This is a genomic window from Streptomyces sp. NBC_01214 (assembly GCF_026340975.1).
GTDB lineage: Bacteria > Actinomycetota > Actinomycetes > Streptomycetales > Streptomycetaceae > Streptomyces.
In genome coordinates, this window is the sequence record NZ_JAPEOS010000001.1 from 4,024,962 (window position 1) to 4,050,017 (window position 25,056).

A 25,056-nucleotide genomic window follows, 5' to 3' on the forward strand; every position below is an offset into this window, starting at 1 on the left:
TCCATGTCCACCACGCCCACCACCCTTCCCGCGGCCAGGAAGCCGGCGGATCCCGACCGGCCCGCGGGCGCGCGCGTCGAGTTCCGCGGCCTGCGCCGGGCGTTCGGGTCCACCGTCGCCCTCGACGGGCTCGACCTCACCGTCGAACCCGGTGAACTCCTCGCCCTGCTCGGCCCGTCCGGCTGCGGGAAGACCACCGCCCTGCGCGTCGTCGCCGGTTTCGAGCAGCCCGACTCCGGCGAGGTCCTCGTCGACGGACAGGACATCACCCGGGTCCCGGCCAACCGCCGCGACGCCGGCATGGTCTTCCAGTCCTACAGCCTCTTCCCGAACCTGAGCGCCCGCGACAACGTGGCCTTCGGCCTGCGCGTGCGCAAGGTCGGCGCGGCCGAGCGCCGCGAGCGCGCCGCCGAACTCCTCGACCTGGTGGGCCTGCCCGACCACGGCGACCGCTACCCGCACCAGATGTCCGGCGGGCAGCAGCAGCGCGTCGCCCTCGCCCGCGCCCTCGCCCTGCGCCCGCGCGTGCTCCTGCTCGACGAGCCGCTCTCCGCGCTCGACGCCAAGGTACGGGCGAACCTGCGCGAGGAGATCCGGCGCCTGCAGCTCTCCCTCGGCATCACCACCGTCTTCGTCACCCACGACCAGGAGGAAGCCCTGTCGATGGCCGACCGGGTCGCCGTCCTGAACGCCGGGAAGCTGGAGCAGTGCGCCGCTCCGGCCGAGTTGTACGACCGCCCGGCCACCCCCTTCGTCGCCGAGTTCGTCGGCACGATGAACCGGCTGCCCGGACGGCTCACCGACTCCGGCCTCGTGGAGGTGGCGGGCGTACGCCTGCCCGTCGACGGCCCGGTCCCCACGACGCCGCAGGTGCAGGTCCTCGTACGCCCCGAGAACGTCACCGTCACCGCGGACGCCGAGGGCACGGCCACCGTGGTCTCCGCCTCCTTCCTCGGCTCCGTCACCCGGCTCCACCTGGAACTGCCGGGCGGGGTGGGCGTCAAGGCGGACCTTCCCTCGCGGGACGCGGGAGCGCTGGTGCCGGGAGCGCGCGCCGCCGTGGGACTGGCCGAGCGGCCGGTGCTCGTCGTGGCCGGGTCCGCGTGAGCACCCTCGCCGCGGTCCTGTTCGACATGGACGGCACCCTCGTCGACACCGAAGTGCTGTGGTGGCGCACCACCGAGGGGATAGCCGACGGCCTCGGCCACCGGCTCACCGACGCGGACGCGCCGGAAGTCGTCGGCCGGGCGGTGGAGGACACCGCCGCCCACCTCGTACGGGTCTCGGGAGGAGGAGACCCGGCCGAGGTGGCGGCGGCGCTCACCGAGAGCTTCTTCCGCGGGGTGGAGGCCGGGGCGCCGATGCGGCCCGGCGCCCAGCGGCTGCTGACCGCACTGGAGGCGGAGGGCGTGCCCTTCGCGCTGGTCAGCGCGTCACCGCGGGTGGTCGTCGACTCGGTGGTCGGGGGCTCCCTGGCCCATGTCCCCTTCGCCTTCACCCTGTCCGCCGACGACACCGCCCGCACGAAGCCGCACCCGGACCCCTACCGGGCGGCCGCCGGGCGCCTCGGCCTCGCACCGGGGGCCTGCGTCGCAGTGGAGGACTCGCCGGACGGCGCCGCCTCCGCGGAGGCGGCCGGCTGCGCGGTCCTGGTGGTCCCGTCCCTGCTGGCGGTCCCGGCGTCACCGCCGCGGACCTTCGCCGAGTCCCTGGAGGACGTCACCGTGGCACGGCTACGGCGCTGTGTGACGGCGGCCGGCTGACCTCCGGACTCAGGCCGGCAGGCCGAGGATGTCCAGGATGCCCTCCGCGTAGGCGGCGCTCCCGGAGCCCGGGTCGGCGGCGATCTCACGGCGGAAGCCGTCGATACCCGTACGGATGAAGGCGGCGCACTGCCCGTACAGTCCGGCCTCGTGGGTGCCGCCGTCGTCCACCGTGCACAGCAGGGCCAACAGGGTCCACAGCAGGGCCTCGCGGGTCGCCCGCCGGGGCGGGTGCGCGGCCCATACGGCCATCAGCACACCGCACACCGCCGGGGCGGGCGGCTTCAGGTGCTCGGCGAAGAAGACGTGGCCCTCCAACGCGTGGAACGCGGAAGGATGCCCCTCGGCGGCATCCCGTACGGCGTCCACCAGATGGCCCGCCGAGCGGCCGCAGCCGCACTCGATGGACTCCCAGTCGTGCCGTGCGATCTCCAGCACCACGGCATCCGGAACCAGCGGGCTGCGCAGCACCGCGGACCGGCGCAGCAGAGCCTGCTGCCGCTTCTCGCTCCCCGTCATGGGGCACAGTATGAGGCCAGGTCGCAGTGGTCGGCGAGGGGGGTCGGAACCGGATCACGGGGGCCTTCGTCACAGACCCCGTGAGGATGAAACGAAGAATTGTGGCACTCCTGTTCGCCCTGCTCGCGACCCAGCTGGGCGCACTGGTCAACCCCGCCTACGCGTGCGGGTGCGGGGCCATGGTTCCCGACGGCCAGTCCCGGATCGCCGTCGACCGGGAGACCTCCGTGGTGCGCTGGGACGGCCGTACGGAGCAGATCGTGATGCGGTTCACCGTCGGCGGGGACGCCCACCGGGCCGCCTGGATCATGCCGGTGCCGGGCCGTGCCACGGTGGAGCTGGGCGACGGCAAGATGTTCGACGAACTGGATCGGCTCACCCGGCCGGAGCACAAGACCCGGGGCTACTTCTGGCCGCGCGACCGGGACTGGCCCTTCTCCTCCGGCGGCATGCGGGACGGTGCCGGAGCCCCGGCGCCCGGCGCCGCGGCGCCGCCGGTCGGCGTCGTCGGCCGCGAACAGCTCGGTGCCTTCGACGTCGCCCGGCTCACCGCCACCGACCCGGACGCCCTGAAGAACTGGCTGGAGAGCAACGGCTTCAAGCTCCCCGACCGCCTCGCCACCGAGGTCAAGCCGTACGTGGACCAGGGCTGGGAGTACGTCGCGGTACGGCTGGCCCCGCGCGGGCAGGGCCGACCGCTGCGCGGAGACCTGGACCCGCTGCGGATTCGCTTCGACAGCGACCGGCTGGTCTACCCGATGCGGCTCTCCCGGATGGCCAAAACACCGCAGGCCCTCGGCCTGTACGTCCTCGCCGACCACCGCATGGAGCCCGCCTCCCCGATCGGCGGCTCCGCACCCGAGGTGACCTTCGCGGGGACCATCCGCCCCGAGAACGGCCCGCTCGCCGCACTGGCGGGGGCCGAGCCCGTCTTCCTCACCGCCATCGACCAGCGGTTCCCGGAGCCCGGGCAGATCGACGCCGACCACGAACTGCGCGCCACCGCCAAGGACACCCCGTACCGCCGGGCGATCTACCACGACGAGCTGCTCACGGTGGGCGGCGTCCCGGTCTGGCTCCTGACGCTGGCGGCCGTCGTGGTGGCGCTGACGGCCACGTCCGTCGTGGTGCTCCGCGTCCGCGGCCGCCGTACGGCCCCGGCCGCGGCGTCCTGACCGCAGGACTTCACCGCCGGGCTCCGGCCAGGCCCCGGCGCGGCCCGGCTCCGGCCTGGCCTGGCCTGGCCCGGCCCCGGCGCGGCCCGGTCGCGGCGGACGGATGCGGCGGACGGATGCGGCGGGTACTCACGCCGACCTGAGTACCCGCCCCGATATGCCGCTCGACCCGTCCCTCTAGGCTCTGACCATGCCTTCCGCCTGGTACGTCTCCGCACCGGTGCCGGCGCGCCCGAGCCGCCGCCCGCGTTCCCGTCCCGTCCTCGTGGCGCTGGCGCTCGGGGGTGTCATGTGCTGCCTCCTCGCCGGCTGGGGCGCGTACCGCTTGTGGAACGGCGCACCGTACCCCGAGGTCGATCCGCATGTCGTCGCCACACGGCTCGGCGCGGAGGCCGAGCGCGTCGAGAACGATCTGGCCCTGCCCGCCGGGCCCCGCTCTCCATCCGACCGGATGGAGACGGGCGCCTGTTACTACCGGGGACTGCGTGCCTTCGCCCACATCGACAGCGCCCGCGGGGACGTCCACACGTTCAGCGTCGAACGGGAGACCACCGGCCTTCCGGAGGACACCGCCCGGACGGCCCAGGAGCGCGTCCGCTCCCGGCTCTCGCAGCAGGGCTGGAAGCTCATCAGTCAGAACGTCTCCAGCACGGGCTTTCGATACGAGAACCAGGACACCGGCGACCAGGTCCACGTGGACTGGTACAAGTACACCGGGACGCTCGTCTTCCGGATATACGCGCCCTGCGCGAAGATCCCCGACGGCTACCCCCTGTAGGTGCCGCCCCGCACGCCTGATCCGCCCGCCCACCGCCGCTACCCCTGCCGGGGTTGACGCGCGAGCGCCGGGACACCAGCCTTGCACCGGAGTTACCGAGAGGTAAGGGGAAAGGGTGGTGTCCATGGCCGAGGACGGCGTACGGCGGCAGGAACAGGACCGGGACGACGCGGAGTTGATGTTCCAAGGGGTCGCGCACCAGGCCGAGCTGGTGCGCACCGGAAAGACCACCTCACGCGCCCTCGTCGAGGCCGCGCTGCGCCGGATAGCCCGGACCGATGCCGTCCTCGGAGCCTTCCGCGTCGTCCTCGCCGAGCAGGCCCTCGCCGAGGCCGATGCCCGTGACGCGGCGGAGCCGACCGGACCTCTCCACGGCGTCCCCGTCGCCGTCAAGGACGAACTGGACGTCGCGGGTCAGGTCACCACCTTCGGCGGATCCGCCAACCGGACACCCGTCACCGCCGATTCCGAAGCGGTACGCCGCCTGCGCGCCGCCGGAGCCGTCGTCATCGGCAAGACGACGATGCCCGAGTTCGGCCAGTGGCCCTTCACCGAATCCGCCGCCCACGGTCACACCCGCAACCCCTGGGACACCACCCGCACCCCCGGCGGCTCCAGCGGCGGCAGCGCCGCCGCCGTCGCGGCCGGACTGGTCGGGGCGGCCCTCGGCGGCGACGGCGGCGGATCCATCCGCATTCCGGCCGCCTGCTGCGGCCTGTTCGGCCTCAAACCCCAGCGCGGCCGGGTCTCCACCGCCCCGACCCCGCACCTCTGGTACGCCCTCGGCACCGTGGGGCCGCTGACCCGCAGCGTGGGCGACGCCGCCCTGCTCTACGACGTGCTCGCCGGAACCACCCCCGCCGACCGCTGGAGCGCCAGCCCCGCGACCACCAGCTGGGTGGAGGCCCTGGAGACCCCGCCCGGCCGGCTGCGCATCGGCTATTCGGTCAAGCCGGCCGTGCCCGGGGTGCGCCCGCATCCGGAACACGTCGGGGCCGTCCTGGAGTCCGTACGGGCGCTGCGCGAACTGGGCCACGACGTACGGGAGGTCGACCCCCGCTACCCCGACGCGACGGCCCCGTTCGCCGCGCAGTTCTGCGGTGGAGTGCGGGCGGAGGCCGACGCCGTCGAGCGCCCCGACCTGCTGGAACGGCGCACCCGACGGACCCTCGCGCTCGCCCGGCTGGTCCCCGAGTCCGCCGTGGAGCGCGGGATCCGGGCGGGGGAGCGGCTGGCGCAGCGAGCCGACCGCATGTTCACCACCATGGACCTGCTGCTGACCCCGGTCGTCGCCGAGCGCCCGCGGCCGGTGGGCGCGCTGGACGGTGCCGGGCTGTTGACGGCGCTGGCGCGCTCGCGCCCGATGGTCGCCTACACCGCACTGTGGAACGTCACGGGGCACCCGGCCGCCTCCGTCCCGGCGGGCCTCGGCGAGGACGGTCTGCCGCTCGCCGTGCAACTGGTGGGCCGCCGGGACGACGAGGTGACCGTCCTGCGGGTCGCGGCGCAACTGGAGGAGGTCCGGCCGTGGGCGCAGCGACGCCCCCGGCCCCCGGCTGCCTGACGGGAGCGGTTGCGCCCCCCTCGCCGCGGTGCCAGGGGCACGGCATGCGCTGCGAGGGCGGAAGGGGGATCCGCTCACGCACGGATGCGCGTCCGGCCACCGGCGTACTCGCCCTGGCCGTCGGCGCCCTGGTCACCGCCCCGAGCAGCGCAGCCGAGCAACGGGTGGCGGCCGGCCGCCGGGTGCAGCGCGGGGCGGTTGTTCTGCCACCCATTCGGCCGGGCGGGGAGAGACATCTGATGATCCCCGCCGGCCGTACTCGTTCGTCACGGTAGAACGCGACCGAGCCGGACCCCGACGAGGTCGCGGCAGACCCCGAGTCTGCTTCAACGCCGGTGGTCAGGTCGCGGTGGGTATGTAGGGCGCCGCTGCCACCTGGGCCATGGTCCGAAGGTGCGCGAAGTAGGAGGCGCAGTACTCCTCGTTGATCAGAGGAACGATCTTGTCGAGGTCGGCGATGCAGCCCCAGAGGTAGGCGATGCCGCTGCCGTCGAGTCCGCCCGTCAGCTCCCTGTCCACGAGGCCGGCGACGTCGGCGTCCAGGAGGACCAGGTCGACGCCGCCGAAGTCCACGCCGCGGAAGCCGTCGGGGAACAGTGCGTGCCGGTGGTCCTCCCACAGCCGGGCGAGGCCGCCGTCGGGCCGTGCTCCGCCCACGTCGGCGGCCGTCGCCCCTGCCGTGGACGGCGGGCTAAGGAGCAAGGAGACGGCATCGAAGACGGCACGCACCAGTGCGACGGCCCGGAGCGGGTCGAGGGCGGCACTTGAGGCGGCGCCCTGCGTGAGCTTGTCGCGCAGCAGTCGGCTGCGGTCGAGTTCGGCGGCGAGTCCAGCCGTGATGAGCCCTGCGCCGGTGGCCCGCTCGATGAGGAGGTGGAGCGGTTCCTCCGTGGCCAGACGCTCGGCGAGGACGTGCTCCAGGGCGAAGAGGGAATGCGTGACGGCAACGGTGGCGAACTCGTACCGGTAGTAGGAGTGCCGGATGAGCTCGCGGGAGGTTTCCATCGCGCTCATGACGTACATCGACGCGTTGCCGGGCAGGACCAGTGCGGCAACCAGGGCGTGCATGTCCGCGTAGTCGAGAACGAGGTCGCGGGCGCGCGGGTCCCGTACCGGCAGGAGGAGCGGGTCGGTCGGCGGTGGCAGGGCGTTCACCGGTGCAGTCTTGTCGCCGGAAGGCAGTCGGAGCCATCGGATTTGCTCGGGGCGGATGGCGCGCCGCTGCCCCGCTGCCCCATGTCACCACCGGCCCGGTCCGACCTTGAAGAACATGCTCTGAGCTTGTTCTTTAACCTCGGGGCCTTCTTGTCAGTGCCTGGTTCTATCCTCCGCTGAATGTCGCGGATGGACTGGGAGTCAGGCTGTGCAGATCGCAGGGGTAGACCTGTATGTGAATCACCCGGTGATGGCGCTCGGTTCGACCGAGTGGATCCCCACCACGTTGGCCCTCGACGGCGCTCCTGCCGCTGCGTGCGACACGCACCTCATCGTTCGGGTGCAGGCCCAGGTTGCGCTGGTCAAGGTTCGAGTCTTTCAGGATCATGGTGACGCGGATGACCACGGAAGTGACGGAGAGCCTCTGACCACCGTGTTCGACGGGCATCTTCTGCTGAGTGACGGTCGGCTCGTAGTGGGGGATGTCGTTGGCGAGAGCCGATTCACCACTTCCCTGCTCGGGAAGCCAGGTAGGCGGCGGGTTCGGGTCTCGGTTGACGATCCGCAGGGATGGGCTCGCGCGGTTGACGTCGTCATCAGCGCCGAGACAGTGTGACGGAGCCGTGTGTCAGCTCGAATGATCTTCGAACTAGGTGGCTCACGTGTGGATTCGCCGGACGTGGGGGCGGCCTTCGTTTGATCCTGTGCTCCGACCAAGGTGCATGTGACCCAAGACGAAGGCCGTGAGGGTGAGTCTGCTGCCTGATGCTGTCCGGAGGGAGGCGCTCGCGGAAGCGTCACGCTTCCGGGGTGAGTTCTACGAGTGTCTGACTGCGCGACGCGACGAGCTGTTCGAGCTGGTGGACGCGATGCTGTGTGCGGACGGGGCGGTGAAGACGCCGGTGGACCTGACGTTGCTGCCCGAGCATCGACGTGGCCACGGAGCGATGTACGGCGGCCTGAACCACGGCAGGATCGACGCCGACCAGCTGCGTATGGCGCTGGCCGGGCTGTCGCTGCCGCGGTTCGACGGCGGACGCCTGGTCCTGGCGGTCGATGTCTCGCCGTGGCTTCGTTCGGACGCGCCTTGTTCGGCGGACCGGCTGTTCTGTCATGTCTACGGCCGTGCGAAGACGGCCTCGCAGTTCATTCCGGGCTGGCCGTACTCCTTCGTCGCTGTGCTGGAGCCGGGCGCCACGTCCTGGACCGCGATCCTGGATGCGGTGCGGCTGGGGCCAGTGGACGACGCGACCGCCATCACGGCCGACCAACTGCGAGGTGTCGTGGAGCGGCTCATCACCGCCGGCCAGTGGAAGGCCGGGGACCCGGCCATCGTGATCGTCAGTGACGCGGGCTATGACGTCACCCGTCTGGCCTGGGTCCTGCGCGACCTGCCGGTCGAGCTCGTCGGCCGGGTTCGCTCCGACCGCGTCATGCGCCTGCCCAAGCCACCGAGGATGCACGGCGTCAATGGCCGACCGCCTAAGCACGGCCCGGAATTCCGCTTCGCCAAACCGGAGACCTGGCCCGAGCCGGCCATCACCACGATCACGGACACCACCAACTACGGCAAGGCCGAAACCCAGGCATGGGACCGGGTCCACCCACGGCTCACCCACCGGTCCTCATGGCTGGACCACGAAGGCGAACTGCCCTTGGTTGAAGGGACGCTGATCCGCCTGAAGGTTGAGCACCTGTCGAAGGACCGGGATGCTCCGCCGGTGTGGTTATGGTCCTCCAAGACCGGCGCCACCGCGGATGACGTGGACCGCTTCTGGCAGGCGTTTCTCCGCCGTTTCGATCTAGAGCATACCTTCCGCTTCGCGAAACAGACCCTCGGCTGGACCACCCCGAAACTCCGTACTCCTGACGCCGCGGATCGCTGGACCTGGCTCCTGATCGTCGCGCACACCCAGCTCCGGCTCGCCCGGCCCCTGGCCGCGGACCTCCGCAGGCCCTGGGAGAAGCCCACCACCTCCGGCCGGCTCACCCCGGCCCGGGTCCGCCGAGGGTTCAGGAACATCCGCGCTCATCTCGCCTGCCCGGCCCGTGTTCCCAAACCTCAAGGCGCCGGACCCGGACGGCCACCCGGCGCCAAGAACAAACACCGGGCACCCCGCTACGACGTCGGCAAAACCGTCAAGCGCCCCGAGACCCTCAAGGCCATCGGCAAGCCCGGAAGATCTTGGTAGATAAAGAACAAGCTGAGCTTGACGTTTACTGACCTTGAAGGTGGGTTGTCGTAGGGGCTGACGATCGGTGATCGTCGCGGTATGCCGGGTGTATGAGGTATCCGCAGGGTGGGGGTCTGACCGCGGAGAGGCAAGCCTTCCGTGAGCGGATCCGGATGGAAGCAGCGGCTATGTTCGCCGATGGGCGGGGCAGTACGGACGTCGCGAAGGAGTTACGGGTCAGCGTCCGGTCGGTCCAGCGGTGGCGGCAGGCCTGGAAGGCGGCAGGCCGGAACGGGGTTCGGTCCCGCGGCTCGGCGTCCAGGCCGAAACTGAGCGACGCACTGTTCGCCGTGCTCGAGGAGGAGCTGGCCAGGGGCCCGGTTGCGCATGGCTGGCCGGACCAGAGATGGACGCTGGCCAGGATCAAGACGCTGATCGGTCGGCGGTTCCACAAGTCGATGACCCTGTCGGGGATCTCGCAGATGCTGCGGAGACACGGCTGGAGTCATCAGGTTCCGGCCCGTCGTGCGGTCGAGCGCGACGAGGCGGCGGTGGCCGGCTGGGTGAAGGACGTGTGGCCGCACGTGGAAACACCGCGGCGGCGCTCGGGGCCTGGATCGTCTTTGAGTTGCGCCGTGAGGCGCTGTGATTCGTGTGGAGGTGAGAGACCTTCACCGCTGACCTGTCGTAGCAGGGAGGTGGAGCTGAGGGCAGCCTGATCCGGGTGATGCCGGGGAGGGCGGGAGCGGCCCTGACGAAGCCGGGACGTGCCAGTACTGCCAGATGGTGCGGGTCCGGCGAGCGGGATGGAGAGGAGTACGCGAGGAACCGGCGTCTTTACGTCTCTTAACGACTACACCGGCTCGAACCTGGCGGATCTGGGCCGGAAGCGGTGCGCACTCGCTGCCTGGTGGCAGTGAGGAACTCCTTGACCGGTATTTCGAAGCCGTTCGGGAGGCCACGAGGAAGGTCTACGGCGTACTCGTGGCGATGCCGCAGGGACACAGTCGGGCTCCTACTCCAACGAGCGAATCGCAGTGAACACGGGAACCACCTGTTCTCAACTCCCCTGTCGTGCACAGCCAGTGCCCGGTTGGGGATAGGCGCATCGACCGCCGAACGGTCCGGGTGGGGCGGAGCCGCCGTAGTACTCCGAGCCGGGGAGAGCCCGCGCACATGGGGAAGGGCGGCAGCGGTATCGAGAAGGGATGGAGACTGCAATGCCGAAAGACGCACCGCTGAACAGCGGCGCTCTGCTGGAGGCGGACCTGGTGGGTCCACGCCAGCGGGTATCGGAGATGCAGGCCAAGCTTCACCGTTGGGCGGCGGCCGATCCCGGCCGCCGGTTCGATGATCTGTTCAACCTCGTGCACGACCCGGCGACGCTGATCGCGGCGTTCGACCGGGTCGCCGGCAACCGGGGAGCCCGCACTCCCGGCGTGGACGGCCTGACGGCCGCCGACGTTGAGGAGCGATTCGGGGTCGCCGGATTCTTGGACGACCTACGGGCCCAGCTCAGGCAGGGCTCGTTCCGGCCGCTACCGGTGCGGGAACGCAAGATTCCCAAACCAGGCGGGTCGGGGAAGGTTCGGCGGCTGGGGATTCCCGTGATCGCCGACCGGGTCGTCCAGGCCGCGCTGAAGCTGGTGCTGGAGCCGATCTTCGAGGCCGACTTCAAGCCGGTCTCCTACGGGTTCCGGCCCAAGCGGCGGGCACAGGACGCGATTGCCGAGATCCACTTCTATGGCACCCACGGCTATCGGTGGGTGCTGGACGCGGACATCGCGGCGTGCTTCGACGAGATCGACCACGTCGCGCTGATGGACCGTATCCGGATGAGGGTCAAGGATAAGCGGGTACTGGCGCTGGTGAAGGCGTTCCTGAAGGCCGGTCTCCTCACGGAACTCGGTGAACAGCAGGAGACCTTCACCGGCACGCCGCAAGGGGGCATCATCTCCCCTCTCCTGGCGAACATCGCCCTGTCGGTGCTCGATGAGCACCTGCACCGGGCATGGGAACCGGACGGGGAACTGTCCACCAGCAGTCGGCGCGAACGGCGGAGTGCCAAGGGCCTGCCCTCGTGGCGGCTGGTCCGCTACGCGGACGACTTCGTCGTCCTGGTCAAAGGGACCAGGCAGGACACCGAGGCACTGCGCGAGGAGATCGCCCAGGTCCTCGCACCGATGGGGTTGCGGCTCTCGGAAGCCAAGACCCAACTGGTGCACCTGAGCGAGGGGTTCGACTTTCTGGGGTTCCACATCCAGTGGCGCCGCAAGCGCGGAACGGACAAGTGGTACGTCTACACCTTCATCGCCGACCGGCCCGTCCGGTCGGTGAAGGCGAAGATCCGTACCCTCACCCACAGAACGTCGCAGCAGGACCTGGCCGTGGTGCTGATCAATCTGAACAGGGTCACCCACGGATGGGCCAACTACTTCAGGCATGCCGTTGCGAAGCGCACCTTCAGTAATCTGGACAACCTCGTCTGGTGGCGAGTGATCCGGCTGCTGCAAGAGCGGCATCACTGGAACTGGTCGGACGTCCGCAGAAGGCTCACCACCCCCACCGGGCGATGGCTGCCGATCAGCGCGGGCGAGATCGAGTTGCGGAAGATCAGCGCGATCCCGGTCACCCGGTATCGCTACCGCGGCAACACGATTCCCAGCCCCTGGGCCACTGCAACCACCTGACGGCAGAGACCGTGGAGAGCCCGTTGCGTCGAGAGGCGCACGGCGGGTTCGGCGAGAGGTCCGGGGAAACGGGCCGGGAGCAATCTCGGCACCGCGCCCCGGGCCTACTCAGCGACGAAGCCGGATTCTCGATGACGCCGCCGACCTCCCGCACCTGGAGCCAGCGTGGCACCACACCGGTCAGCCGAGTCCGCGGCCGTTCCCAGCGGCGCTTCTCCATCGCAGCCCTGTGCTGCTACAGACCCGGCGAACGCTCCCGCCTCGTCTACCGGCCCAAACAGCATGCCGATCACAAGAGCGGCGGCCGCAAGAGCTTCGCCTGGACCGAGTACCGCGACCTCCTCATCGCCGCCCACCAGCAACTCGGCTCACCCATCGTCCTCATCTGGGACAACTTGAACGTCCACAAAGACCGCCGGATGAAGGCCTTCATCAACGCGCAGGACTGGCTCACCGCCTACCACCTGCCGGCCTACGCGCCTGACCTCAACCCCGTGGAAGGCATCTGGTCAATCCTCCGCCGCACCACCCAGGCCAACACGGCCTTCACCGACCCGAGCCACCTCATACGCCGGCTCCGACACGGCCTCCGCCAGATCCAATACCGCAGCGACATCATCGACGGATGCCTCACCGGAACCGGACTCACACTGACGACACCACGACTACAAGCTCAGTAACCTCAGTGCGGCAGTTCCACGACGGGCAGTCAGTATCAAGGTCAAGCCGGAGCACACTCTGGAGCCTGGATCCGGCAAGGTCACGGACCTGCGTTGCCCTCGAAGGCGCCCAGGTTGATCAGGCTTATTCGGTCGTCCCAGGCGTCCCACCGCACATGCTTGTGTGCGCCCCAGTAGTAGTTGTCGTAGCCCATGAGGTCGCCGTATGCCTCGTCTTCGTGAGCCGTGTCGGGTGTGCCGAACACGGCCAGGAGATCCTCGTACGAGGTCAGGTGGGCGAAATGGGAGAGATGAGGTCCGTAGATCGCGAAGCCGACGACGGCTCCGGCTCGAATCTTGTAGGTGAGCTTGTCGGCGCAGTACAAGAACCCGTCTGACTGGGCAGCGTGGTCGATGACCTCGTCGAGGGTCAGCCGCCGCCCGTCGGCGTCGTAGTACTCGCTGTCGATGTTGGTCCCGCCGCGGGCGACTACGGAGGACTGCGCCTGGGTGATGATCCGGCGTGGAATGCTGGTGGCTGGTGCTCCCAGCGCCGTTCCGCCCATCTTGACGGTCGTGAGGTCGAGGTGTGGTAGGGACAGCACGTCCAGGTTGTCGAGGATCTCGATCATCGTCAGAGTCTAGGCTTGACGTTCATCCAGTGCGCCGGGGCTTGGTGCCGACCTTGTGGTGTGAGGGCCGGGTGTAGGACTCGTCGGTGGCGAGGACGCGTCCGACGTCGTAGCGGGTGGCGGGCTGCTGGTTCTGCGAGCCGAGTGGGCGGCCGGGGCCCGGTCGGGTGGGTTTCGGTGCACGAGCTGGCGTGCCCGTCCGTGCGCGCAGGTTCCTGAACCCCCGGCGGACGCGGGCCGGGGTGAGCTTGTTCGGTTCCGCCGGTCGTTCCCACGGTCGGCGGAGGTCCCGTGCGAGTGGCCGGGCGAGGCGGAGTTGCGCGTGTGCGGCCAGGACGAGCCACGTCCAGCGGTCGGCCGCGGCGGAGTCGCGGAGCTTGGGCCGAGTCCAGCCGAGGGTTTGCTTGAGCAGGCGAAACGTGTGCTCGACGTCGAACCTTCGCAGGAACGCCTGCCAACACCGGTCGACGTCCTCGGGAGCGACCCCGGCGCCCGACCACCACAGCCAGACCGGCTTGTTGACCCCGCCGCTGGGCAGTTTCGCCACGGTCAACCGGATTACGGTGCCCTCGATGATCGGCGGCGGCCCTTCGTGGTTCCCCCACGCGGCTCTGCGGGTCAGCCGGGGGTGGAGCCGGTCCCACGCCTGCGCGGTCGCGATCCCGTACCGCTCCGTGGTCGTGGAGGTGACCGCCGCCGCCTCGCCCCAGGTGTGCGGGTCGCCGAACACGAACTCGCCGCCATGCTTCGGCGGGCGACCGCCCTGCGGCGGGCAGATCCACGGGACTGGGACCGGCTTGCGCATCACCCGGTCCGAGCGGAGCCGGCCCAAGACCTCGATCGGCATGTCCGCCAAAAGGTGCGCGATCCGAGGCGCGTCGTAGCCAGCGTCCAGGACGACGAGGACGTCCGGTTGGCCCCGCTGCCACTGGCCCGCTGCGATGAGGCGTTCGACGACCTCGCGGACCTGGATGGCGGTGACGGCCGCGAGGTCGGCGCCGGGCTCCAGCCGGATCGCGTCCAGGAGGGCGGTCCAGGAGGTGCGGCCGCTCTCCAGCGCGGCAACGATCGAGTACGGCCAGCCCGGAACCATCTGGTGTTTGCCCAGGCCCCGGCCGAAGGTGTGGCAGAAGGAACGGTCCGAGCACGTGTCGGCGTCCGGCCGTAGCCACGGCGAGACGTCGACCGCCAGCACCAGACGCCCGTCGGCCGCGCGGGGCAGCGGCACCCCGACCAGGGCACGGCGGAGCCGGGCGACGTCGATCCGGCCTTGGTTCAGTCCGGCGTAGAGGGCGCCGTGCCCTCGCCGGTGCTCCGGCGCGAGGGCCAGGTCCACGAGCGTGCGAACTGGACCGTCGGTACACAACAACGCGTCACACAGCTCGAAGAGGGCATCGCCCCGGGCAAGCAGGGAGGCGTACAGCTCGGTGCGGAACGCCGTCACCGCCGTGAACGCGTCTGGTTGAACCCCGTGCTCGACCTGTCCCACGATCCAGCCTCCACGCGCCGCGCCGACCTCTGCCCGCAGGATCAGGCCCTGGCCTCGTGGACACGCCGTGAACAGGGGAAACCCCGAACAAGTTCGAGCCCCGTTCGATGGCGGACCAAAAACGTCAAGCTCAACCCCGGCGGACGCTTCGTCTTCTCCCAGCCGCCCGCTATCCCCGCGCCTACGGTCCGCAGGGCATGTACAAGGGTGGCTTCGCGGGACCGGCCATGTTCACCTACCGGTACAGCTACACCCTGGAGGCGTGGGAGGACTTCATGCGCGCGGCGGGGTTCGAGCAGGTGCTGGCTCGCGAACTCGACGCGCCGACGTCCGGCCACATCGGCACCCTCATCGTCCAGGGCACCCGGCCCTGACGACCCGCACGCTCGCCCATGTCACCGCGGGCCACATCGAAGGCGGGGCGCGGTGCTGCCCGGCTTCGGTAGGGTGCTGCCCCTGTTCCTGGGAGGTACGACGTGGAAGACGAACCCCTCGACCGGTGGGCCGCACGCCGCCAAGGTGCCCGGCGCCCCGGCCGCGGACGCCGGCGGGGAGCACGCGGGGCACGGCGCCGGCGACGGCGCGCAGACGGCGCCGCCCACCCCGGCCGACGCCATCGGCATCGACGGCGCGGTCGCGGCCGCGCGGGCCGCGGGGGTCACCGAGTCCCTGCGGATCACCCTGCCCGCGAAGGGCAAGGGGTACGTGGTCAAGGAGCAGGACAAGCAGGTGCCGGTGCACCTGGACTCCGTCGCCATCGACCCCGCCGACGGCCGGGTCATGGACGAACTCCGCTTCGCCGACTACCCGCTGCTCCCCCAGCTGACCCGCTTCGGCATCGACCTGCACATGGGCCTGACCTTCGGTCTCGCCAACCAGCTGGCGCTGGCCGCGCTCGCGGTGCTGCTGATGTTCATGGTCGTCTGGGGCTACCGCATGTGGTGGCTGCGCCGCCCGACCAAGGAGCGCAAGCTGTCGGCAGGCCGGCCGCAGCCGCGCGGAGCGTGGCGGAAGCTGCCGGTGACGGTGCTGCTGCCGCTGGCCGCCGCGACGGCCCTCGTGGGCTGGTTCGTACCGCTGCTCGGGATCAGCCTGCTGGTGTTCCTGGCGGCCGACGTGGCGCTGGGCTTCGCCGCGTCGCGGCGCCGGGCCGGGGCCGGCGCCGGCGTCTAGGGCAACGTCCGTGGGCCGGGGCTTCCCCGGGAGCCCCGGCCCACGGCGTCAGCCGATCTTCCAGAGGGTGAGTGCGGTGACGTAGTCCGGCATGGGGCCGATGGACCCCTTGCTCGTGTCGAGCACGACCTCGGTGATGCGGAGCATCGCCAGGTTGTTGTCACCGGTGACGGTGCACAGCACCGTCCCCTTCGTGAGCGTCTTGCCCGCCTTCAGCTCGTCCTTGCCCACCCTGGAGGCCAAGGTGTTGGTGGCGACGGCGTCCCGGCACTCCTCCGGCGTGGTGCCGGTGCTCTTGCCCATGGCTGTCAGGAAGCGCAGATCGGCGTCGCCCCAGTCCTGGTAGGTGAGCTCCATGCCCTGGGTCTTGCCGATGGCTCCTTTCGGGAAGATCTGCGGGGCGTCCAGGTCGACGTGGGTCCCGGTGCTGGAGGAGGGCGCGCGCAGGGTCAGGGGCTTGTCCTGGAAGACCGGCGTGTACGCGGACTTCGGCGAGGAGGAGGCCGAGGGCGCGGTCTTGGGCCCGGACGAGACCGGGGCCGGAGCCGGGGCCTGGACCTGCGCCTGGTCGGAGGAGGCGGGCGCGACCGGCCCCTCCTGCTTCGCGTCGTCCTTCGCGGCGCCGCCGCCGTCGAGCAGCCGGACCGCGCCGGCGCCCGCGAGGACGGCCAGTACGAGGCCGGCCCCGATCAGCACGCCCCGGAACCGCTTCGGTCCGGGGGCCGGCGCGGGCGCCGGGCCCGGCACCGGGGGGTGCGTCGGGTGGCCGGCGGCCGGCGGGGGACCCGCGGGCCGGGGCGGCGCGCCCACCGTCGGCGCCCCGTACACCCCGCCGAAGGCGCCGGCGGGACCAGCGCCCGTACCGCCCGTACCCGATCCGCCCGCGCCAACGCCCGCGCGGCCCGTACCCGCGCCCGCGTCCGCGACCGTGGGCACCGGCGGGTTCTCCGCGGCCCGCACCCGTCGGGCGATCTCCAGCCCGACCGGCTCCGGGAGCCAGCCGTCGAAATCGTTCAGCGGCCGCCCGACGAACAGTTCGCACATCGCGGCGAGCTCGTCCGTACCGATCCGCTCCGCCGGATCCGCCGTCAGGCAGCGCTCCAGCAACGGCCGCAGCTCCGCCGGGTAGCCGTTCAGGTCCGGAGGCAGCCGGTCGGTGTTGGCGATCCGCACACCGAGGGCGGTGGCCCCGCCCTCCCCGTACGGGTGCCGCCCGGTGGCCGCGACCGCCGCGATGAGCCCGACCGCGAACAGGTCGCTCGCGGTGGTGACCTCGGCGCCCAGCGCGTGTTCGGGGGACATGTACTGCGGGGTGCCGATGACCCCGCCGGTCCGGGTGAGCTGCGTACTGTCGGCGGCCCGGGCGATCCCGAAGTCGATGACGTACGGACCGGCCGCGCCGAGCAGGAGGTTGGCGGGCTTCAGATCGCGGTGCACGACCCCCGCCGCGTGGATGGAGGCGAGCGCCCGCGCCGTGCAGCCGACCAGCTGGAAGACGGTGTCCAGCGGGAGCGGACCGTAGGTGCTCACGGCGTCGTGCAGCGACAGCCCCGGCACGAACACCGACGCCAGCCAGGGCGTGGCGCCGGTGGTGTCGTGGTCGAGGACCGGGACGAGGTGGTAGCCCTGCACCCGGCGGGCGGCCTGCACTTCCTGCTCGAAACGGCGCCGGAAGTCGGGGTCCTGCCCGAACTCCCGGCGGATGAGCTTCAGTGCCACCGGCTGGCCGCCGCGCGTGTGCGAGAGGTAGACGGTCCCCATGCCGCCTTCGCCGATCCGGGCGAGCAGCCGGTAGCCGGCGTTCTCGCGGGGGTCCTGGGGTTCAAGTGGGGCGAGTATGCCGCCGGTTCCGGTAGTCACGCTTGCGCAGCCTACGACAACGGGCGGGGGAGGACGGCACTGGCCTGCGGGAACGGGGGCCGGGGCGGGGGGTGTTGGGGTGGGGGTGCGGGCCCGGGGGAAGGCATCGGCAGCGAACCCACGAAAACGAGATAGCCGCGAACCTGGACCACATCCACGCCCTTGGAGCCCGGCGCCATCGACCCGTCGACGGTTCCGGGCGGCATGCGCCAAAACAGTTGGATCTCCCGCTCGGCGGCGTACCCGCCCGGGAGCGGATCGCCCTTGCGTACCGGACGCAGCGGGGGCTGTACCGCGGCGCCGTCAGCACTGGCGGAGTACCACGTGGGGGTGGGAATCGGGACGGGGGTCTGTGCGGTCTCGTCGCGTACGAGCGGATCGCCGAGGCTTGCTCGGGCCATGGTGGGGCTCTCTTTCGGTGGGTACGGAAAGTCAGGGGCCGGCGGGTTACTCCCACCAGCCGACAGGGGTGAAGGAGCACTGGGCTTCGGGTAGTTCCTCTTCCGCCTTCTTCGGCGGTGCGGTCCTGTTCCAGGGCCTGACGAGTCCGCGCTGGGCCGCTGCTGGGCGGTGAGTCTGTTCCGCAGGTGGTTGACGACGGCGTTCGTCTTAGCGAGCGGGTCGTGTGCCTCGTAGCCCGTCCAGGGCTGTGCCACGCGTCCCTCCGCGGCCTCGCGCAACCGGTCTCGCTCGTCTTCGCGTTGCAGCTCGTACGCCGCGGCCCCTACACGGCTCTCCCACTCGCGCCACGGTTGCTCGTCCGACCAAGCGACGGGAGTACCGGAGCCGTTGAGCACCGGCACCGGGGAGACCATCCAGGACGGCGGCCCCTCGGGGCGGTAGGGGGCCCTGGGGCAGCTCGGCGGGGGCTCGGCGAGGGTCTGCTCAGCCAGCACCCGAACGGGGCTCACAACTTCTTGTACGGGCTCCGGCTCCGGTTCCTCTACGGGGAGGTCGGCGTCGATGAACACAGGGCCGCCCCGCAGCATGGTCCGTCGCTGGTCGCCTCGCGTACGCGTACGTCGCATCGTCAGTCCACCAGATCGGGCAGGCCCGACGCCCGCGGCGGTACGGGCCGCGCCGCCTTCCGCGCCCGGGCGAAAGTCGGCGGCGGGTCACCGTCACCGCGGCGACGGACGACCGGCGGGGAAGGCGGCCGGGAGAAGTCCACCAGCGCCAGCCTCGACTGGTAGTCGGCCTCCTTGGCCGCCAGGGCCTCGGCGTAGTCGCCGCGGGCCTCAGGAGTCGAGAGGTCGATGATCGGCTCGGCAGGGGCGTGCCGCGGCCGGCGCAAGGGGTTGAAGCACTTCATGGTCACCTCGGCTGGATGAGTCGCTGGTACGCCTGCGGTCGCGGCTGCGGAGGAGGAGGTGGCGGAGGTGGTTCCGGGATGAGGTAGCCGATGGGGGCCACCTTCCGCGGGCCGTGCTCCGGCTCCTCCTGCTGTGCCAGGTACGACGCCTCCCGCTCGCGGTGCCGCTGCTCCTGGTCCCGGCGGGCGAAGTAGCCGGTAGCGAAGTCGGTGACGACCTCTGATTCGTCGTCATCGGTGGCCAGCGCCTTGGGGACCGTCATGCGAGGACGGCCCTGTGCTGCTGGTGGCCGCGCTGGCATCTCCGCGGGCGCGGCGCTGTTCGTGATGCTGTACACCTCGGCGAGGCGGTTAAGCTTGACGTTTAACGTCAGTGCGGCAGTTCCACGACGGGCAGTCAGTATCAAGGTCAAGCCGGAGCACACTCTGGAGCCTGGATCCGGCAAGGTCACGGACCTGCGTTGCCCTCGAAGGCGCCCAGGTTGATCAGGCTTATTCGGTCGTCCCAGGCGTCCCACCGCACATGCTTGTGTGCGCCCCAGTAGTAGTTGTCGTAGCCCATGAGGTCGCCGTATGCCTCGTCTTCGTGAGCCGTGTCGGGTGTGCCGAACACGGCCAGGAGATCCTCGTACGAGGTCAGGTGGGCGAAATGGGAGAGATGAGGTCCGTAGATCGCGAAGCCGACGACGGCTCCGGCTCGAATCTTGTAGGTGAGCTTGTCGGCGCAGTACAAGAACCCGTCTGACTGGGCAGCGTGGTCGATGACCTCGTCGAGGGTCAGCCGCCGCCCGTCGGCGTCGTAGTACTCGCTGTCGATGTTGGTCCCGCCGCGGGCGACTACGGAGGACTGCGCCTGGGTGATGATCCGGCGTGGAATGCTGGTGGCTGGTGCTCCCAGCGCCGTTCCGCCCATCTTGACGGTCGTGAGGTCGAGGTGTGGTAGGGACAGCACGTCCAGGTTGTCGAGGATCTCGATCATCGTCAGAGTCTAGGCTTGACGTTCATCCAGTGCGCCGGGGCTTGGTGCCGACCTTGTGGTGTGAGGGCCGGGTGTAGGACTCGTCGGTGGCGAGGACGCGTCCGACGTCGTAGCGGGTGGCGGGCTGCTGGTTCTGCGAGCCGAGTGGGCGGCCGGGGCCCGGTCGGGTGGGTTTCGGTGCACGAGCTGGCGTGCCCGTCCGTGCGCGCAGGTTCCTGAACCCCCGGCGGACGCGGGCCGGGGTGAGCTTGTTCGGTTCCGCCGGTCGTTCCCACGGTCGGCGGAGGTCCCGTGCGAGTGGCCGGGCGAGGCGGAGTTGCGCGTGTGCGGCCAGGACGAGCCACGTCCAGCCCCGAGACCCTCAAGGCCATCGGCAAGCCCGGAAGATCTTGGTAGATAAAGAACAAGCTGAGCTTGATCTTCAACCTTCTGGATGCTGTGCGTGTTGCTCGGTGGAACAAAATGCGATGCGCACCGGCGGTCAGCCGGTCAAACTCGCGGGCATGACTGCGAAGATCACTCGTATCAACCCCGAGCAGCTGCACGAGACGCCCGGCTATCACCACATCACCGTGGTGGAGACCGGTCGTACGGCCTACCTGGCGGGGCAGTGCCCGCTCGATCGGAGTGGTTCCCTCGTCGGTTCCGGATCGCTAGAGGTGCAAGTCGAGCAGGTTGTGGTGAACGCACTCACTGCCTTGGCTGCGGTTGATGCCGAGCCGAAACATGTGGTGCGCTCGGTGATCTATGTGCGGAGCGACGACAGAGACGTTCTGGGCGTCGCTTGGCGTCGGCTCACCGACTCAGCTCTCGGGCCGGCGTTCACCACCGCCAGCACGCTGTTGGGTGTTGCCCAACTCGGCTTCACGGGGCAGCTCATTGAAGTGGACCTCACCGTGGCGCTGCCCGACTGAGCCTCCTCGTCTCCAGGTGTCACACCTTCCGTCTGTTCGAGCTGGCCCTCGGCCGGACCCGGCCCGGACTGCGCGCACCAGAAGCGGCCGACCGCTGGACCTGGCCGATCACCGCCGCCCACACCCAGCTCCGGCTCGCCCGGCCCTCGTCCAGGACCTGCGACACCCATGGGGAAAGCCGGTCAGCACCGACCGGCTGACGGTCCCATGCCTGTGTGACGGCCTTGCCGTAGTTCGCGGTGGCCGTGCGGGTGGTGACGGAGGGCTCGGGCCAGGTTTCGGGCTCGGCGAAGCGGAGCTCCGGCCGGTGCTTCGGCGGCCGGCCTCCCCTCGGGGCGTAGACCCGTGGTGACCAGCTCGACGGGCAGGTCCCGCAGGACCCGTGCCGGGCGGGTGACGTCGTAGCCGGTGTCCGTCACGAGGACGACGTCGGGCTCGCCCGGTACCCACTGGCCTGCCGCGACGAGCTGTTCGACGACGTCACGGAGTTGGGCTGCGGTCACCGCAGTGGCGTCGTCGGCCGGGCCGAGTCGGACCGCATCCAGCATCTGCGTCCAGGACGGGGCGCCCATCTCCAGCACGGCGACGAACGAGTAGGGCCAGCCGGGGCACCGGGGCAGCGGCAGGAGCGTCAGCTCGACTGCCGAGTGCACCGCACCCGGCGCACACACCACCGCGTCAGCGAGCTCGAACAACTCGTCCCGGAAGCGTGCCGCTTCTGCGGTTCCGATCGGTGCACCTTGGTCGGAGCACGTGATCAGACGAGGGCCGCCTCGGTGTCAGGCTCCCTCGGGAGTGATCAGGCAGAAGGGATGGCCGACGGGGTCCTCGTAGACGCGGTATCCGATCGGCTTGTCCGAACCATCCAGCAGCTTCGCGCCGAGGGCGAGTACCTGGGCCTCAGCTATGTCGAGGTCCGTGACCATCACGTCGATGTGCATTTGCTGAGGACGCGCGGGATCCGTCCACCGCGGCGCGCGAAAGCCCTCCACCCGCTGGAAGAGGACCACTGGGGTGCCCGCCGCGTCCTGGAGCACGACGAACTCGCCGGTGTCGGCCTGCCGTGAGAGCGACAGCAGCTTCTCGTAGAAACCGGCGAGTTCATCCGGGTCCGGGCAGTCGATGACAACGGTGTACAGGCGTCCGATCATGCGGCTCACTCTGCCACTGGCTCGCGAGCGGCCAAACGGCAGGGGCCCGGCCGAAGGTCAAAGAGCAAGCCGAGCTCGCCGTTTGACGTCTGGTCATCGAACGGACCTGCCACGGGCCGGAGCCAGATCCTGTGGGCGGGGTCGCTGCGGCACGGAGGCGGGGATCGTGGGTCTGGTCGAGTGCGAGGTTCAACGGGACGTATGCACCGATGGTCCGGTCCGCACTCTCGTGGACCTGGCGGTCGCTCCCGAACATCGGCGCGGACACAGGGCGTTGCACTTCGGGATCAACCTCGGTCGGATTGACGTCGCCCGGCTGGGTGCCGCGAACATCTTGGTCGTCCTCGATGCCGGCTACGACGCGCCCCGCATCGCCCATCTCCTGAGGGATCTTCCCGCCGAGGTGCTGGGCCGGCTCCGCCGTGGATCTGCCCGCCGCACGGCGCGCCCGCCCGAGCACGGCGGCGCGTTCGTCTTCGGCGACCCGGCCCCGTGGGGTGGGGCCACCGCGGTCACCGTCACCCACACCGACCGGTACGGGGCAGCGACCGCGCAGGCGTGGGACCTGCCCGTCCCCGGCTGCCCCCCGGGCCGCGCGGCTCGACGATGCGGGCCCGCTGCCGATCACCGCGGGCACCGCGATCCGCCTGACGGTCGAGGAGCTACCCACCGGTGGGGCGAACGGGCCCGTCCGGCCGTGGTGGTCAGGCACCGGCGCCGCCACGGACGACGTCGACGCTGCTGGCAGGCGCTCCTACGCCGCTTCCGGTGAACCGAACCCCACCCGCGCCGGCCCCGGCGAACCGCTCGGCTCGTAGAACCGGCGGCCCGCCACCCGCTACGACGTCGGGCGCGTCCTCGCCACCGGCGAGGCGCGTACAGTCGCCCAGCCCACCATCACAGGGGAACGGCGGGCGGCGGATCTCGTCCGTCCAGTACATCAACCCAAGTGACAACGGACTGAGACGGATCAACACCCAGCAGGAACACCGTCTCCGCCTCACGCTCCAGTGCGATGACCCACGGCGATGGCGTCCCCTCCGGAGCCGTCAATACGTAGTTGCGGCAGATCCCGTGAAAGGGCAGGCCCGAGATCGAGTCCGCGATCGGGTCTCCAGGACGTGAGTCCCTCAGCAAGGCTGCTACCTCGCCGACGAGACCAGGGCAGACGTCCACCAGGAGCAGAGGGCTCTTCTCGGGACTCTCGCGGGACTCCATGCCGCGAAGCTTGTCAGGCCCTGTTGTTCACCGGCAAGCAGAGTCCGGCGGCGGCCCGGCCGCGAGGAGGAAGCGGGCCCGTTCACCGAAGAAGCGCCGCTCCCACCCCCCCGGCACGGTGTCAGAGCGGCCGGGGAGGCTGGGTCCGCCAGAACGCGCAACCGTGCTCCGCCCCGAACGTGGTGCTCGTCCGCGTCGCCGCCGGGTCGAGGGTGAGCACCGTGGCGGCTCCGGCTCCGGCTCCGGCACCGGTCGGCGGCCACGGGGTCTGGCCCGCCACCACGGGCGCACCGAAGCGGGCGAACGCCGCCCAGTAGCGCTTCATCCGGTTCCCGAGCGCGACCTGCACCGGCGTCAGCGGGCGCTCGCCCCTCGTGAAGTCGTGCAGATAGGCCAGCTCCGCACTGTGCGCGTTCGACTCGTCCAGGCCCGGTACCTGCGCGCCCGCGAGCGTCGGCGACCGCGGGTCGTCGAACTCGTAGACGTACGTCGGCACTTGGGCTGCGAACAGTTGCGCCGTCCACGCGGTGTGGCACGCGAAGGTCGAGTCCGTCATGACGGCGGACAGCGCCAGGTACGGCGAACCGTACTTCGCGACCGGGTACCGTGCGAGCACCTCGGGCCCGGCCGCCCCGTGATCCGCCAGGATCTGCGCCGTGTACTGCTCGGCGGTCAGGTACGGCTGCGTCAGGGCGACGAAGAAGCGGGCCTCGGAGCGGGTGCTCCCGATCAGCACCGGCACCTTGTTCCACGCACCGCTCCCGATGGCCTGCGCGGGAGCGACCGGCAGCAGCCCGTCGCCGGAGGCCGGACCCCGCGAGGGCAGCGTACGGGCCGCCTCCACCAGCGCCGCTCCGGAGGCGGCGCGCAGGCACGCGGCCACCTCGGCGGAAGCGGTGCAGCCCGCCCGTGCGGCGAAGGACCGCGACTGTCCCTCGGCGTCCGCGCTGTCCGGAGTGCCCAGCAGCGTGCACGGACCGCTCTGCAGCACGGCCCGGTGGAACAGGCCGGCGGCCGACGGGGCGGCCAGCAGCGCACAGACGGAACCGCTGCCCGCCGACTGTCCGGAGATCGTCACGCTGCCCGGATCCCCGCCGAACGCGCCGATGTTCTCCCGGGTCCAGCGCAGCGCCGCGATCTGGTCCAACAGCCCGAAGGATCCGGAGCGCAGGGCGTTCTCCCGGCCGAGTTCGGGCAGCGCGAGATAGCCGAGCTGCCCCAGCCGGTAGTTGATGCTGACCACCACGCTCCCGGTGAGGTCGGCCGTCGTCCGCCCGCCGAACTGGGTGCCCGTTCCTTGGCTGTACGCACCCCCGTGCATCCAGAAGATCACCGGGAGCCGGGCTCCGGGGCGGGCGGTCCGGGGCCGGTACACGTCCAGGTACAGGCAGTCCTCGCTGACGGCCGCCGGATCGCTCAGGCCGAACGGCGAGAACTGCAGGCACGCCGGGGACTGCCGGGTGGCCTCCCGGACCCCGTGCCAGCGGGGCGCGGGCGCGGGGGTTCGCAGCCGTGCGTCCCCGACCGGGGGAGCGGCGTAGGGGACGCCGAGGAACTCCTGCGCGCCGCCCTGGGACTGGCCGCGCAGGGTGCCCTGCGCGACGGTGACCACCGGGTGCGGTGATCCGCCGGACGGGGTCGACCCCGCGGGTGGTGCGGAGGCGAGCAGTGCCATTAGGGCGAGTGCGGTACCGAGCAGGGACCTTGCCGAAGGCAGCCGTGTCCCGGGCCTCTTCATCCGTCCTCCTGGAATGTTGCCGGTGCGTGCCGAAGCCGAGCCGATGTCGTGCCGGGGTGGATCGGGGTGGATCGGGGTGGATCGGGGCGATCCGGCCGGGGCGGGAGCGGGGT

General features: G+C 70.8%; 25 protein-coding genes and 4 pseudogenes. 14 read left to right on the plus strand and 15 right to left on the minus strand.

The window, feature by feature from the left end; genetic code table 11:
- Positions 1–3 precede the first annotated feature (3 nt).
- Both OG594_RS18870 and OG594_RS18875 read left to right on the plus strand, forming a co-directional pair.
- Entirely contained in the window at positions 4–1,107 is a 1,104-nt protein-coding gene (locus OG594_RS18870) for an ABC transporter ATP-binding protein (protein WP_266600396.1), read from the plus strand.
- On the plus strand, positions 1,104–1,763 hold the full coding sequence (locus OG594_RS18875; RefSeq protein ID WP_266600398.1) for an HAD family phosphatase: 660 nt from the start codon (positions 1,104–1,106) through the stop codon (positions 1,761–1,763). The genes OG594_RS18870 and OG594_RS18875 overlap by 4 nt, the downstream gene beginning before the upstream one ends.
- Positions 1,764–1,772: 9 nt before the next feature.
- Here OG594_RS18875 and OG594_RS18880 read toward each other — a convergent pair whose 3' ends face one another.
- A complete protein-coding gene (locus OG594_RS18880) occupies positions 1,773–2,282 on the minus strand; it encodes a hypothetical protein (protein ID WP_266600400.1) in 510 nt (169 codons plus the stop codon).
- 86 nt (positions 2,283–2,368) lie between these two features.
- Between OG594_RS18880 and OG594_RS18885 the strand changes: the two genes are divergently transcribed.
- From OG594_RS18885 to OG594_RS18895, 3 genes are all read left to right on the plus strand, one after another.
- Positions 2,369–3,457, plus strand: a complete 1,089-nt coding sequence (locus OG594_RS18885) for a DUF2330 domain-containing protein (RefSeq protein WP_266600402.1) — start codon at positions 2,369–2,371, stop codon at positions 3,455–3,457.
- A gap of 190 nt (positions 3,458–3,647) precedes the next feature.
- Positions 3,648–4,235, plus strand: a complete 588-nt coding sequence (locus OG594_RS18890; RefSeq protein WP_266600404.1) for a hypothetical protein — start codon at positions 3,648–3,650, stop codon at positions 4,233–4,235.
- 124 nt (positions 4,236–4,359) lie between these two features.
- A complete protein-coding gene (locus tag OG594_RS18895) occupies positions 4,360–5,799 on the plus strand; it encodes an amidase (RefSeq protein WP_266600406.1) in 1,440 nt (479 codons plus the stop codon).
- A gap of 74 nt (positions 5,800–5,873) precedes the next feature.
- Here the strand turns inward: OG594_RS18895 and OG594_RS18900 are convergent, their stop codons facing one another.
- The gene (locus OG594_RS18900; RefSeq protein ID WP_266600408.1) at positions 5,874–6,035 is read right to left on the minus strand and encodes a hypothetical protein; all 162 of its coding nucleotides are present in this window, start codon (positions 6,033–6,035) and stop codon (positions 5,874–5,876) included.
- A 103-nt stretch (positions 6,036–6,138) separates the two neighbouring features.
- A complete protein-coding gene (locus OG594_RS18905) occupies positions 6,139–6,954 on the minus strand; it encodes a hypothetical protein (RefSeq protein ID WP_266600410.1) in 816 nt (271 codons plus the stop codon).
- A gap of 208 nt (positions 6,955–7,162) precedes the next feature.
- On the opposite strand from OG594_RS18905, the gene OG594_RS18910 reads away from it, so the two are divergent.
- The 5 genes from OG594_RS18910 (at position 7,163) to OG594_RS18930 (ending at position 12,498) form a co-directional block, all read left to right on the plus strand.
- Positions 7,163–7,570, plus strand: coding sequence for a hypothetical protein (locus OG594_RS18910; RefSeq protein WP_266600412.1), 408 nt, complete (start codon positions 7,163–7,165; stop codon positions 7,568–7,570).
- 133 nt (positions 7,571–7,703) lie between these two features.
- Entirely contained in the window at positions 7,704–9,146 is a 1,443-nt protein-coding gene (locus tag OG594_RS18915; protein WP_266600414.1) for an NF041680 family putative transposase, read from the plus strand.
- A gap of 92 nt (positions 9,147–9,238) precedes the next feature.
- A complete protein-coding gene (locus tag OG594_RS18920; protein ID WP_266600416.1) occupies positions 9,239–9,847 on the plus strand; it encodes a winged helix-turn-helix domain-containing protein in 609 nt (202 codons plus the stop codon).
- A gap of 501 nt (positions 9,848–10,348) precedes the next feature.
- On the plus strand, positions 10,349–11,818 hold the full coding sequence (gene ltrA / locus OG594_RS18925) for a group II intron reverse transcriptase/maturase (RefSeq protein ID WP_266600418.1): 1,470 nt from the start codon (positions 10,349–10,351) through the stop codon (positions 11,816–11,818).
- A gap of 131 nt (positions 11,819–11,949) precedes the next feature.
- On the plus strand, positions 11,950–12,498 hold the full coding sequence (locus OG594_RS18930; RefSeq protein WP_266600420.1) for a transposase: 549 nt from the start codon (positions 11,950–11,952) through the stop codon (positions 12,496–12,498).
- A gap of 80 nt (positions 12,499–12,578) precedes the next feature.
- On the opposite strand, the gene OG594_RS18935 is transcribed toward OG594_RS18930, so the two are convergent.
- The gene (locus tag OG594_RS18935) at positions 12,579–13,109 is read right to left on the minus strand and encodes a hypothetical protein (RefSeq protein WP_266600422.1); all 531 of its coding nucleotides are present in this window, start codon (positions 13,107–13,109) and stop codon (positions 12,579–12,581) included.
- 22 nt (positions 13,110–13,131) lie between these two features.
- Positions 13,132–14,598 carry an NF041680 family putative transposase gene (locus OG594_RS18940; protein WP_266600424.1) on the minus strand — a complete coding sequence of 489 codons (1,467 nt, stop codon included), beginning with the start codon at positions 14,596–14,598 and terminating at the stop codon, positions 13,132–13,134.
- Between the two features lie 129 nt (positions 14,599–14,727).
- Between OG594_RS18940 and OG594_RS18945 the strand changes: the two are divergent.
- Together OG594_RS18945 and OG594_RS18950 are read left to right on the plus strand one after the other, a co-directional pair.
- Positions 14,728–14,972: pseudogene (locus OG594_RS18945) on the plus strand (SAM-dependent methyltransferase); the annotation flags it as partial.
- A 73-nt stretch (positions 14,973–15,045) separates the two neighbouring features.
- A complete protein-coding gene (locus OG594_RS18950) occupies positions 15,046–15,771 on the plus strand; it encodes a PepSY domain-containing protein (RefSeq protein ID WP_266603034.1) in 726 nt (241 codons plus the stop codon).
- A gap of 48 nt (positions 15,772–15,819) precedes the next feature.
- On the opposite strand, the gene OG594_RS18955 is transcribed toward OG594_RS18950, so the two are convergent.
- The 6 genes and pseudogenes from OG594_RS18955 to OG594_RS18980 all read right to left on the minus strand — a co-directional run.
- The gene (locus OG594_RS18955; RefSeq protein ID WP_266600426.1) at positions 15,820–17,631 is read right to left on the minus strand and encodes a serine/threonine-protein kinase; all 1,812 of its coding nucleotides are present in this window, start codon (positions 17,629–17,631) and stop codon (positions 15,820–15,822) included.
- Positions 17,632–17,642: 11 nt separating this feature from the next.
- The gene (locus OG594_RS18960; protein ID WP_202197326.1) at positions 17,643–18,032 is read right to left on the minus strand and encodes a hypothetical protein; all 390 of its coding nucleotides are present in this window, start codon (positions 18,030–18,032) and stop codon (positions 17,643–17,645) included.
- 629 nt (positions 18,033–18,661) lie between these two features.
- A complete protein-coding gene (locus OG594_RS18965; RefSeq protein WP_266600430.1) occupies positions 18,662–18,949 on the minus strand; it encodes a hypothetical protein in 288 nt (95 codons plus the stop codon).
- Positions 18,946–19,206: a hypothetical protein gene (locus tag OG594_RS18970; RefSeq protein ID WP_266600432.1), complete on the minus strand. Its 261-nt coding sequence runs from the start codon at positions 19,204–19,206 to the stop codon at positions 18,946–18,948. Before OG594_RS18970 ends, OG594_RS18965 begins: the two co-directional genes overlap by 4 nt.
- 185 nt (positions 19,207–19,391) lie before the next feature.
- On the minus strand, positions 19,392–19,922 hold the full coding sequence (locus OG594_RS18975) for a hypothetical protein (RefSeq protein ID WP_266600422.1): 531 nt from the start codon (positions 19,920–19,922) through the stop codon (positions 19,392–19,394).
- 22 nt (positions 19,923–19,944) lie between these two features.
- Positions 19,945–20,271 (minus strand): annotated as a pseudogene (locus OG594_RS18980) (transposase); the annotation flags it as partial.
- A gap of 154 nt (positions 20,272–20,425) precedes the next feature.
- On the opposite strand from OG594_RS18980, the gene OG594_RS18985 reads away from it, so the two are divergent.
- Positions 20,426–20,836 carry a RidA family protein gene (locus tag OG594_RS18985; protein WP_266600434.1) on the plus strand — a complete coding sequence of 137 codons (411 nt, stop codon included), beginning with the start codon at positions 20,426–20,428 and terminating at the stop codon, positions 20,834–20,836.
- A gap of 20 nt (positions 20,837–20,856) precedes the next feature.
- Positions 20,857–21,038 (plus strand): annotated as a pseudogene (locus OG594_RS18990) (transposase); the annotation flags it as partial.
- Here OG594_RS18990 and OG594_RS18995 read toward each other — a convergent pair.
- The 4 genes and pseudogenes from OG594_RS18995 to OG594_RS19010 form a co-directional block, all read right to left on the minus strand.
- Positions 21,036–21,594, minus strand: a pseudogene (locus tag OG594_RS18995) (transposase); the annotation flags it as partial. The pseudogenes OG594_RS18990 and OG594_RS18995 sit on opposite strands and share 3 nt — an antisense overlap.
- A 21-nt stretch (positions 21,595–21,615) precedes the next feature.
- Positions 21,616–21,987 (minus strand): VOC family protein, encoded by a 372-nt coding sequence (locus tag OG594_RS19000; protein ID WP_266600436.1) that lies wholly within the window; start codon positions 21,985–21,987, stop codon positions 21,616–21,618.
- 897 nt (positions 21,988–22,884) lie between these two features.
- Positions 22,885–23,205: a hypothetical protein gene (locus OG594_RS19005; RefSeq protein ID WP_266600437.1), complete on the minus strand. Its 321-nt coding sequence runs from the start codon at positions 23,203–23,205 to the stop codon at positions 22,885–22,887.
- A gap of 121 nt (positions 23,206–23,326) precedes the next feature.
- Positions 23,327–24,943 carry a carboxylesterase/lipase family protein gene (locus OG594_RS19010; protein ID WP_266600439.1) on the minus strand — a complete coding sequence of 539 codons (1,617 nt, stop codon included), beginning with the start codon at positions 24,941–24,943 and terminating at the stop codon, positions 23,327–23,329.
- Positions 24,944–25,056 lie beyond the last annotated feature (113 nt).

Bases quoted from the DNA above. Each gene is read 5' to 3' on its own strand.
- OG594_RS18900 (WP_266600408.1), bottom strand. From the start codon at position 6,035: ATGTCTCTCCCCGCCCGGCCGAATGGGTGGCAGAACAACCGCCCCGCG.
- OG594_RS19005 (WP_266600437.1), bottom strand. From the start codon at position 23,205: ATGGAGTCCCGCGAGAGTCCCGAGAAGAGCCCTCTGCTCCTGGTGGAC.
- OG594_RS18975 (WP_266600422.1), bottom strand. From the start codon at position 19,922: ATGATCGAGATCCTCGACAACCTGGACGTGCTGTCCCTACCACACCTC.
- ltrA (WP_266600418.1), top strand. From the start codon at position 10,349: ATGCCGAAAGACGCACCGCTGAACAGCGGCGCTCTGCTGGAGGCGGAC.
- OG594_RS19010 (WP_266600439.1), bottom strand. From the start codon at position 24,943: ATGAAGAGGCCCGGGACACGGCTGCCTTCGGCAAGGTCCCTGCTCGGT.
- OG594_RS18880 (WP_266600400.1), bottom strand. From the start codon at position 2,282: ATGACGGGGAGCGAGAAGCGGCAGCAGGCTCTGCTGCGCCGGTCCGCG.
- OG594_RS18970 (WP_266600432.1), bottom strand. From the start codon at position 19,206: ATGACGGTCCCCAAGGCGCTGGCCACCGATGACGACGAATCAGAGGTC.
- OG594_RS18985 (WP_266600434.1), top strand. From the start codon at position 20,426: ATGACTGCGAAGATCACTCGTATCAACCCCGAGCAGCTGCACGAGACG.
- OG594_RS18885 (WP_266600402.1), top strand. From the start codon at position 2,369: ATGAAACGAAGAATTGTGGCACTCCTGTTCGCCCTGCTCGCGACCCAG.
- OG594_RS18920 (WP_266600416.1), top strand. From the start codon at position 9,239: ATGAGGTATCCGCAGGGTGGGGGTCTGACCGCGGAGAGGCAAGCCTTC.
- OG594_RS18935 (WP_266600422.1), bottom strand. From the start codon at position 13,109: ATGATCGAGATCCTCGACAACCTGGACGTGCTGTCCCTACCACACCTC.
- OG594_RS18895 (WP_266600406.1), top strand. From the start codon at position 4,360: ATGGCCGAGGACGGCGTACGGCGGCAGGAACAGGACCGGGACGACGCG.
- OG594_RS18890 (WP_266600404.1), top strand. From the start codon at position 3,648: ATGCCTTCCGCCTGGTACGTCTCCGCACCGGTGCCGGCGCGCCCGAGC.
- OG594_RS18930 (WP_266600420.1), top strand. From the start codon at position 11,950: ATGACGCCGCCGACCTCCCGCACCTGGAGCCAGCGTGGCACCACACCG.
- OG594_RS19000 (WP_266600436.1), bottom strand. From the start codon at position 21,987: ATGATCGGACGCCTGTACACCGTTGTCATCGACTGCCCGGACCCGGAT.
- OG594_RS18870 (WP_266600396.1), top strand. From the start codon at position 4: ATGTCCACCACGCCCACCACCCTTCCCGCGGCCAGGAAGCCGGCGGAT.
- OG594_RS18960 (WP_202197326.1), bottom strand. From the start codon at position 18,032: ATGGCCCGAGCAAGCCTCGGCGATCCGCTCGTACGCGACGAGACCGCA.